Genomic DNA, 8,763 nt, shown 5'->3' with positions numbered 1-8,763 from the left:
AAGGACGGCGCTCACTCCGAGAAGCCGCTGTGGTTCTTCCTCGAGCGTTACAACCAGGCATTCATCAACCAGGTTATCTCCTTCGTTGATGCAATCAACAACGATACAGAGACTGCTGTCGGCGCTATCGACGGCCTGCGTCCGGTTCTCATGGCTAAGGCTGCTACCGAGTCCTGCCGTAACGGCGGCGTATACGTTAAGGTTGAGGAGTAATTTCTCCGCTTAACAAACCAAAGTTGCATAAAAAGGAATCCTCGAAAGAGGGTTCCTTTTTTGTTGCAGTAATTGAAAATTGAGAATGGAGAATGGAAAATTAACGCGATGGTCAAATTCAACTCACTGCAATTACATAACCGTATGTCCGCGCTCATTTAACATTGATGCGGGAGCACAATGTGCTCCCCTACGATTTTAATCGTGCAACTGAATTTACAAACAGCGGGGTAAGATCACCCCGCCCTCCGGTATATTGTAATCATTATGGTATATACGTTGAACCATTTGACAAATTGTATCATGTAGGGCGGGATGACCCCATCCCGCCGTTTCTCGTCGAATTACACCAATTTTATCAACCTGTACCCGTCAACTGCCGCGTTCATTCTCCATTTTCCACTCTCAATTCTCAATTCCCCCTTGACTTAGAGTCCACTTCAAGTGCTACACTAAGGGCAAAGGAAGGTGACTCCCATGACCATCGCAGAAGTGAGCAGACAATTCGACATCACACCGGACACTCTGCGCTACTACGAGCGCATCGGTCTGATCCCGCCGGTACCGCGCACCAAAAGCGGCATCCGCGATTACGACCAGACCTCATGCAGCTGGATCGAGTTTATTAAATGTATGCGTGCGGCCGGTCTGCAGATCGAGGCGCTCATCGAATATGTGGCCCTGTTCCAGCAGGGTGACAGTACCATCGGTGCCCGCAAGGCTTTGCTCCTCGAGCAGCGCGACCAGCTCGAGGAACGCATTGCCACCATGCAGCAGACGCTCGAACGGCTCAACCACAAGATTGAAAACTACGGCAACTGCCTCGCCAAAGAACCCGAGCTGCGCGGTAAAGTCAAAGACTGAACTGCACCAACACTTCACCACCGCAGAGCTCTCCTGTCGGAGAGCTCTGCGTATTTGTGTATTTTTACCAGTTTCCATCGTTTTTTTCGGTATTTATCACCATCCCCCGCGTTTTGAGAATATTCCGCTTGTACAATCCCTTATAATTTACCAAATTTATTGCTTTATTCCGTTGATATTGACAGTTGACGCTTGCTATCTGGTGTGGTATATTGATAGACGGAACAAAAACTTAACAAAAAAGTGTGCAAAACCCGCTCCAAACCGAACCACCCCATTGATCGGTTAGACACGGGCAAGCGGTTCCCTGCCGCACCAAACGGCAGTCTGCAACAGGCGGAATGCCGGTTTTCACCGGCTTTGGCAATAAATATCCAAACAAGAAGGAGACTTGAACATGGATTTCCATCTGACCCGTGAACAGGAACTGGTTCGCCAGATGATGCATGACTTCACCGAGAACGAAGTTAAGCCCATCGCTGCGGAAACCGACAAAACCTCTACTTACCCCCGCGAGAACATCGAGAAGCTGTTCGATCTGGGCGTTATGGGCATGATCGTGCCCGAGGAGTTCGGCGGCGCAGGCGCTGACGATCTTTCCTCCGCTATCGCTATCGAAGAGCTGTCCAAGCAGTGCGCTTCCACCGGCGATATCCTCGCTACCCACAATGGTCTGTGCTGCGGCCCGATCATTGCAAACGGTACTCCCGCACAGAAGGAGAAGTACCTCCGCATGCTGACCGAAGGCCACAAGGTAGGCGCTTTCGCACTGACCGAGCCGGACGCTGGTTCTGACGCTGCAAAGGGCACCTGCGTTGCTGAGCTGCAGGGTGACCACTACGTACTGAACGGCTCCAAGATCTTCATCACCAACGGCTACGTTGCTGACGTATTCGTAGTATTCGCTATGACCGACAAGTCCAAGGGCACCAAGGGCATTTCTGCATTTATCGTAGAGAGCTCCTTCCCGGGCTTCTCTGTTGGCAAGCACGAGGAGAAGCTTGGCCTGCACGGCTCCCCGACGGCTGAGATCGTATTCACCGACTGCATCGTTCCGAAGGAGAACCTCCTCGGCGCAGAAGGCAAGGGCTTCAAGATCGCTATGCAGACCCTGGACGGCGGCCGTATCGGCATCGCTGCACAGGCACTGGGCATTGCAGAGGGCGCTATGGAAGAGTCCATCAACTTTGCTAAGACCCGTGAGCAGTTCGGCCGTCCGATCGCAAAGTTCCAGAACACTCAGTTCCTCTTTGCTGATATGCACGTTGCAATCGAGGCTGCTCGCCTGCTGACCTACAAGGCTGCTGTTGCTAAGTCTGAGGGCGGCCGCTTCACTCTGGACGCTGCAACCGCTAAGCTGTTCGCTTCCGAGGCTGCTATGAAGATCACCACCAAGGCAGTTCAGGTACACGGCGGCTACGGCTACACCAAGGATTACCCGGTTGAGCGCATGATGCGTGATGCCAAGATCACCGAGATCTACGAGGGCACCAGCGAGATTCAGCGCGTTGTTATCTCCGGTAACATTCTCGGTAAGTAAGAATAGGAGGAAAACTGAACTATGAAGGCAATTGTTTGTGTAAAGCAGGTTCCGGATACCTCCGGTAAGGTTGCTGTTAATCCCGATGGCACTCTGAACCGCGCATCCATGGCTACTATCATCAACCCGGACGACAAGAACGCGGTTGAGGCTGCTCTGAAGCTGAAGGACGCTACCGGCTGCAAGGTCGTTGTTATCACCATGGGTCCTCCCCCGGCACAGGGCATGCTGCGTGAGCTGATGGCTATGGGCGCTGACGAGGGCATTCTGGTTTCCGCTCGTGAGTTCGGCGGTTCCGATACCTTCGCAACCTCCCAGATCCTGGCTGCTGCTATCAAGAAGTATGGCGTTGACGCTGATGACGTAGTATTCTGCGGCCGTCAGGCTATCGACGGTGATACCGCTCAGGTTGGCTCTCAGATCGCTGAGAAGCTGGACATCCCGCAGATCTCCTACGCTGCTGACGTAAAGATCGAGGGCACCACCGTTACCGTTAAGCGCGCTCTGGAGGATGGCTACATGACCATCGAGACCCAGACCCCGTGCCTGCTGACCTGCATCAAGGAGCTGAACGAGCCCCGCTACATGTCCATCAAGGGCATCATGGGCTGCTACGATAAGCCGATCGCAGTTTATGACTACAACACCCTGAAGGACGATCCGCTGATCGATCCGACCACCATTGGTCTGAAGGGTTCTCCCACCAACATCTTCAAGTCCTTCACTCCTCCCCAGAAGGGTCAGGGCAAGATGCTTGAGGGCGCTGACAAGGCTACCTGCGACGAGCTGGTTGCTGAGCTTCAGAAGAAGCACATCATTTAATCGGAAGGAGAATACTGAACAATGGCTGATTTCAATAATACGAACCTCGCCGATTTTTCCGGCGTATGGGTATTCTGTGAGCAGCGCCAGGGCGAGCTGCAGCCGACCGTACTCGAGCTGATCTCTGAGGCACGCAAGCTGGCAGACGACATGGGCACTGAAGTTTGCGGCCTGCTGCTTGGCGGCAAGGGCGTAGGCGAGAAGATGGCAAAGGAACTGGGCGCTTACGGCGCTGACAAGGTTCTGGTTTGCGAGAGCGACCTGCTCGAGACCTACACCACCGATGCATACGCAAAGGTTCTGTGCGACACCGTTATGGCTAAGAAGCCGGAGATCCTGCTGATCGCCGCTACCAACATTGGCCGTGACCTCGGCCCGCGCTGCGCAGCTCGTCTGCACACCGGTCTGACCGCAGACTGCACCCACCTCGACGTAGACGTAGAGAAGTACGCTGCATTCCTGCAGGATGCTTCCACTCTGCCGCAGGCTCAGATCGATGCTCTGAACCGCGAGGACCGCAACCTGAAGATGACCCGTCCGGCATTCGGCGGTCACCTGATGGCTACCATTATCTGCCCGCGCTTCCGTCCGCAGATGGCTACCGTTCGTCCGGGCGTACTGAAGAAGGGCGAGTACAACGAGGCTAAGGCTAACGCAGTAGTTGTTGAGCCGGTAGCTTTCGAGCTGTCCGAGGCTGACATCAAGACCAAGGTTCTCGAGGTCGTTAAGGAAGCTAAGGAGCTGGTTGACCTGACCGGCGCTGAGGTAGTTGTATCTGTAGGCCGTGGTATCTCCAAGGACGTTGAGACCGGCATCAAGCTGGCTGAAGAGCTGGCTGGCCTGTTCGGCGGCGTTGTTGGCGGTTCCCGTGCTGCTATCGACTCCGGCTGGCTGTCTGCTGACCACCAGGTTGGTCAGACCGGCAAGACCGTACATCCGAAGCTGTACGTTGCTCTGGGCATTTCCGGTGCTATCCAGCATAAGGCTGGTATGCAGGATTCCGAGTGCATCGTAGCAGTTAACAAGTCTGATTCCGCTCCGATCTTCGACGTAGCTGACTACGGCATCTGCGGCGACCTGTTCAAGGTTGTTCCGATGATGATCGACGCAATCAAGGCTGCTAAGGAGTCTAAGTAATCATCTGATTGCTTTTTGAAGCGCCGTACTGCCTGCGACCTCCCGGTTTGCGGCGGGTTTTGGAGCCCCGCTTGCAATATCCGCCATGCCCGCGGAAAGCGCAGCACGCTGCTTCTGATTGTATAAGAAAAGCCGCAGAGCATTGCTCTGCGGCTTTTTTCGGCACAAAATAAAGAGAAAGAGCCTGTCTGCGCTGCAGACAGGCTCTTTTCAATCCAGATAATCGCCTACCAGACTCCGGTTGTACTGCTTGATGATACGAATGACTACCGAACCATCCTCCTGCTCCGCCTCGTCTACGATCTTATAGCGCGTGCGGTTCCGCTCCAGTGCCTGCTTGTAGTGCTCGACTTCCTCGCGCACCAGGCGCACCGCAATACTGTGCTCCAAATCCTCCTTCAGCTGGAAATGCAGGGTCTGACAAATGCACGCCGCCTTAATCCGCTTCATGTCCATTCCTCCTGTTTTGTTTGTGCAGAACGGAAAAAGGACGCACAATGTGCGCCCCTACGGTCATTTGTAAGTGCAGGTTGATCAAATCAATGAAATTCGCCAACACGCGGAGTGATGAGTTCATCCCTCCCCTCCGGTAAAGCATTAGCGGCATATAAACTTCGCAGGTGCTATGCGAAATAACGCGCAAACGAGTTGCGCGACACTGTTATCCCCCAGGGGACCTTCTCTTGCCCTTCGGGCAATTCACCTTGTGTCGCGTCTGCGTAGAGTTGCCGGTATGTGTAGCAGAACGGCATCCGAGAACTGCGTATAGGTCGAGTAATGGACGCGTAATGCGCGTTCCTACGCAAGAGTAACCCGACTGCCGTTCCCCTATTCCGAAGCGGTCGCCGCTCTCTGATTGCCGCCGTGCTGTCCGAATAAGGGAAAGATAGGAGTTCAAAGAGGAAGGGAAACCGCAGGTGTCCCTTCCTTTTTGCCCCCGCGGTGGGCACCGCAACGTCCCCGCCGTCCGCAGACGGCGCACTCCCCGCTGAGGTGCAGCGAGAAATTTTCCGCCCGTCAGGACGAACCGCCTGCGCGGTTCGGGCATCCCGCCCAGCCGGTGCAGAAAACAGGTATGCGCCCCCGTTTTTCCCATTCGGAAAAAGCACCCCAAAACGAATAAAAACGCGACATCAGGCCGCGCTGCTGCACCGCCCCGTCGCGTTTCTTAGCAATAAATAAAAACGGCAGCGAGCGAGAAGAACGCTCAAGCCCTCCACCGATGATGGTAGTAATTATAGCACTCTGCCTCTCGCCGGACAAGATTCAAATGTGCCAAAATCACATTTACAATTCATTCATAATTGTACAATCCGACAATTCACGCAGCAGTATTCCGCAGAAACTGACAACTTGTACAAAAACATGCCTGTTTTTTCGTCAAACGCGCGTCTGCTTTCGAGATTTTATGCTGAAATCCGCGAAAATCGCTTTACAAACAGTCATTTTCATGGTAATATAAATATACTTTCGCCCCGCGCTTAGCTGACGGACAAAGGGAGCGTTCCTATCGCCTCCATTCACCAAGCCGCGGCCCGGCCTGTGGGTGAGTAAAATTTTATTTATGAAAGGTGAACTACCGACATGATCCGTAAGGAAGACAAGACTGCCGTTATCGAGGCAAACCGTACCCACGCTACCGACACCGGTTCCCCGGAGGTTCAGGTTGCAATCCTGACCGCCCGCATCAAGGAGCTGACCGAGCACCTGAAGGTACACAAGAAGGATAACCACTCTCGCCGCGGTCTGCTGAAGATGGTTGGTCAGCGTCGTTCTATGCTGGCTTACCTGCAGAAGAAGGACATCAACCGTTACCGTGCCCTGATCGCTAAGCTGGGTATCCGTAAGTAAGAAAATGCGAAAATAGGGGAGCAGTCTGCTCCCCTGTTTCTGTATTTTAAGCTGGGCGGCATTATCGCTTTTTAGCAGTTGAAAGAGGAGCGAACCCCTGCTTCACTCTTGTTTCAAGTGCTAAAAAAGCTGCTGCCGCCCTCCCCAAACGATTAAAGGAGGAAACAAAATGGCAAACATCAACCACTTTGACTTCAAAAACTACCGCGTTTTTGAGACCGAGATCGCCGGCCGCAAGCTGACCGTCGAGACCGGCAAGATGGCACAGCTCGCTAACGGCTCCTGCCTGGTTCGCTACGGCGAGACCGCTGTTCTCGTTACCGCTACCGCATCCGCTAAGCCGCGTGACGGCATCGACTTTTTCCCGCTCTCCGTTGACTTTGAGGAGCGTATGTACGCAGTAGGCCGCATTCCCGGCTCGTTCATGCGCCGTGAGGGCCGTCCGTCCGAGAAGGCAATCCTGTCCTCTCGTCAGATCGACCGTCCGATGCGTCCGCTGTTCCCGAAGGACCTGCGCAACGACGTTTCCATCGTCTGCACCGTTCTGGAGAACGACTACGACAACTCTCCGGAGGTAGTTGCTCTGCTGGGCGCTTCCATCGCAGTTTCTATCTCTGATATTCCGTTCGACTACGTTGTAGCCGGCTGCCAGGTTGGCATCGTTGACGGCAAGACCGTTATCAACCCGACCTCCGAGCAGCGCGCTGCTTCCGAGATGGACGTTACCCTGTGCGCTACCAAGGACAAGATCGTTATGATCGAGGCCGGTGCAAAGGAAGTTCCGGAGGACGATATGTTTAACGCCCTCATGGAAGCACATGAGGAGCTGAAGAAGGTTTGCGCATTCATCCAGTCCATCAAGGACGAGATTGGCAAGCCGAAGTTCGAGTACGAGCATCATGACATCGACCACGACCTGTTCGACAAGCTCGAGGCAGCTTGCAACGACAAGTTCGAGGTTGCTATGGATACCGACGACAAGACCGTCCGTGACGCCGGCGTGCGCGCTATCGTTGACGAGTTTGAAGCAACTCTGGACGAGGAGTACAAGGAAGAGCACGGCGCTAACCTTGGCGAGTGCGTAGACAAGCTGCAGAAGAAGATCGTTCGCCGCTGGCTGGCAAACGGCAAGCGCGTAGACGGCCGCGGCATGGAAGAGGTTCGTCCGCTGGCTGCCGAGGTTCACGTTCTGCCGCGCGTTCACGGTTCCGGTATGTTCACCCGCGGTCAGACCCAGGTTCTGACGCTCTGCACCCTGGGCACTCTGGGCGATGCGCAGGAGCTGGATACCATCTTCGAGGAGAAGGAGAAGCGTTATATCCATCACTACAACTTCCCGTCCTTCTCTGTTGGCGAAACCCGTCCGTCCCGCGGTCCCGGCCGTCGTGAGATCGGCCACGGTGCTCTGGCTGAGCGCGCTCTGCTGCCGGTTATCCCGCCGGTAAGCGAGTTCCCGTACGCGCTGCGTCTGGTTTCCGAGGTTATTTCCTCCAACGGTTCCACCTCTCAGGGCTCTGTCTGCGGCTCCACGCTGGCTCTGATGGATGCCGGTGTTCCGATCAAGGCACCGGTTGCCGGTATTTCCTGCGGTCTGATCACCGATGGCGGTCAGGAGACCACCTTCACCGATATTCAGGGCGTTGAGGACTTCTACGGCGATATGGACTTCAAGGTAGCAGGTACCAAGAAGGGCATCACCGCTATTCAGGTTGATATCAAGGTTGACGGTCTGACCCCGAACATCATCAAGCAGGCGTTCGAGAAGTGCCGCGTAGCCCGCTACGGCATTCTGGACGAGATCATGCTCAAGGCTATCCCGCAGCCGCGTGAGGACGTTTCCGACTGGGCACCGAAGATGACCACCATGCACATCAATCCGGACAAGATTCGCGAGGTTATCGGCAAGGGCGGTTCTGTAATCCAGAACATCGTCGCTGAGTCCGGTGCAAAGGTTGACATCGAGGACGACGGTACTGTTACCATCGCTGCTGTTAAGGCAACCGATGCGGACAAGGCGAAGAAGATGATCGAAGCGATCGTCAAGGAGCCGGAGCCGGGCGAGATCTACTACGGCAAGGTTGTCCGCCTGATGAACTTCGGCGCATTCGTAAACCTGCTGCCGGGCAAGGACGGCATGGTTCACATCTCCAAGATGGCTGACCACCGCATCGAGAAGGTTGAGGACGCTGTCAAGGAAGGCGACATGGTTTGGGTCAAGGTCATGGAGATCGACGACAAGGGCCGTGTAAACCTGTCCATGAAGGACGTTAAGCCGGAAGAGAAGATTCTGTAATTGAATTTCGGCTGAAATAAAGGAAAAAGGCTTCGGAGCGTGG

Annotated in this window: 8 protein-coding genes; 7 read left to right on the top strand and 1 reads right to left on the bottom strand. The window is 54.6% G+C overall.

Features of this window, described 5'->3' with window-relative positions; translation table 11 throughout:
* The 5 genes from IEY11_RS13750 to acrA all read left to right on the top strand — a co-directional run.
* Positions 1-213 (top strand): Gfo/Idh/MocA family oxidoreductase (locus IEY11_RS13750; RefSeq protein ID WP_330417309.1); only part of this gene is annotated, 213 nt, incomplete at its 5' end.
* A gap of 477 nt (positions 214-690) precedes the next feature.
* Entirely contained in the window at positions 691-1,077 is a 387-nt protein-coding gene (locus IEY11_RS13745; RefSeq protein WP_188886832.1) for a MerR family transcriptional regulator, read from the top strand.
* A 397-nt stretch (positions 1,078-1,474) separates the two neighbouring features.
* On the top strand, positions 1,475-2,617 hold the full coding sequence (locus tag IEY11_RS13740; RefSeq protein WP_118362012.1) for an acyl-CoA dehydrogenase: 1,143 nt from the start codon (positions 1,475-1,477) through the stop codon (positions 2,615-2,617).
* Between the two features lie 21 nt (positions 2,618-2,638).
* Positions 2,639-3,439 carry an acryloyl-CoA reductase electron transfer subunit gamma gene (acrB, locus tag IEY11_RS13735; protein WP_118362010.1) on the top strand — a complete coding sequence of 267 codons (801 nt, stop codon included), beginning with the start codon at positions 2,639-2,641 and terminating at the stop codon, positions 3,437-3,439.
* A gap of 21 nt (positions 3,440-3,460) precedes the next feature.
* Positions 3,461-4,576, top strand: a complete 1,116-nt coding sequence (acrA, locus tag IEY11_RS13730) for an acryloyl-CoA reductase electron transfer subunit beta (protein WP_110435857.1) — start codon at positions 3,461-3,463, stop codon at positions 4,574-4,576.
* A 210-nt stretch (positions 4,577-4,786) separates the two neighbouring features.
* On the opposite strand, the gene IEY11_RS13725 is transcribed toward acrA, so the two are convergent.
* A complete protein-coding gene (locus tag IEY11_RS13725; protein WP_118730412.1) occupies positions 4,787-5,026 on the bottom strand; it encodes a hypothetical protein in 240 nt (79 codons plus the stop codon).
* Positions 5,027-6,160: 1,134 nt separating this feature from the next.
* On the opposite strand from IEY11_RS13725, the gene rpsO reads away from it, so the two are divergent.
* Positions 6,161-6,427 (top strand): 30S ribosomal protein S15, encoded by a 267-nt coding sequence (rpsO, locus tag IEY11_RS13720; RefSeq protein ID WP_110435855.1) that lies wholly within the window; start codon positions 6,161-6,163, stop codon positions 6,425-6,427.
* Between the two features lie 169 nt (positions 6,428-6,596).
* The gene (locus tag IEY11_RS13715) at positions 6,597-8,720 is read left to right on the top strand and encodes a polyribonucleotide nucleotidyltransferase (RefSeq protein WP_110435854.1); all 2,124 of its coding nucleotides are present in this window, start codon (positions 6,597-6,599) and stop codon (positions 8,718-8,720) included.
* The last annotated feature ends 43 nt before the right edge of the window (positions 8,721-8,763 follow it).

It is taken from the genome of Butyricicoccus faecihominis, from assembly GCF_014648015.1.
GTDB lineage: Bacteria > Bacillota > Clostridia > Oscillospirales > Butyricicoccaceae > Agathobaculum > Agathobaculum butyriciproducens.
Note: the sequence above shows the minus strand (reverse complement) of the source record. Positions and strands in the feature narration are given on the sequence as shown.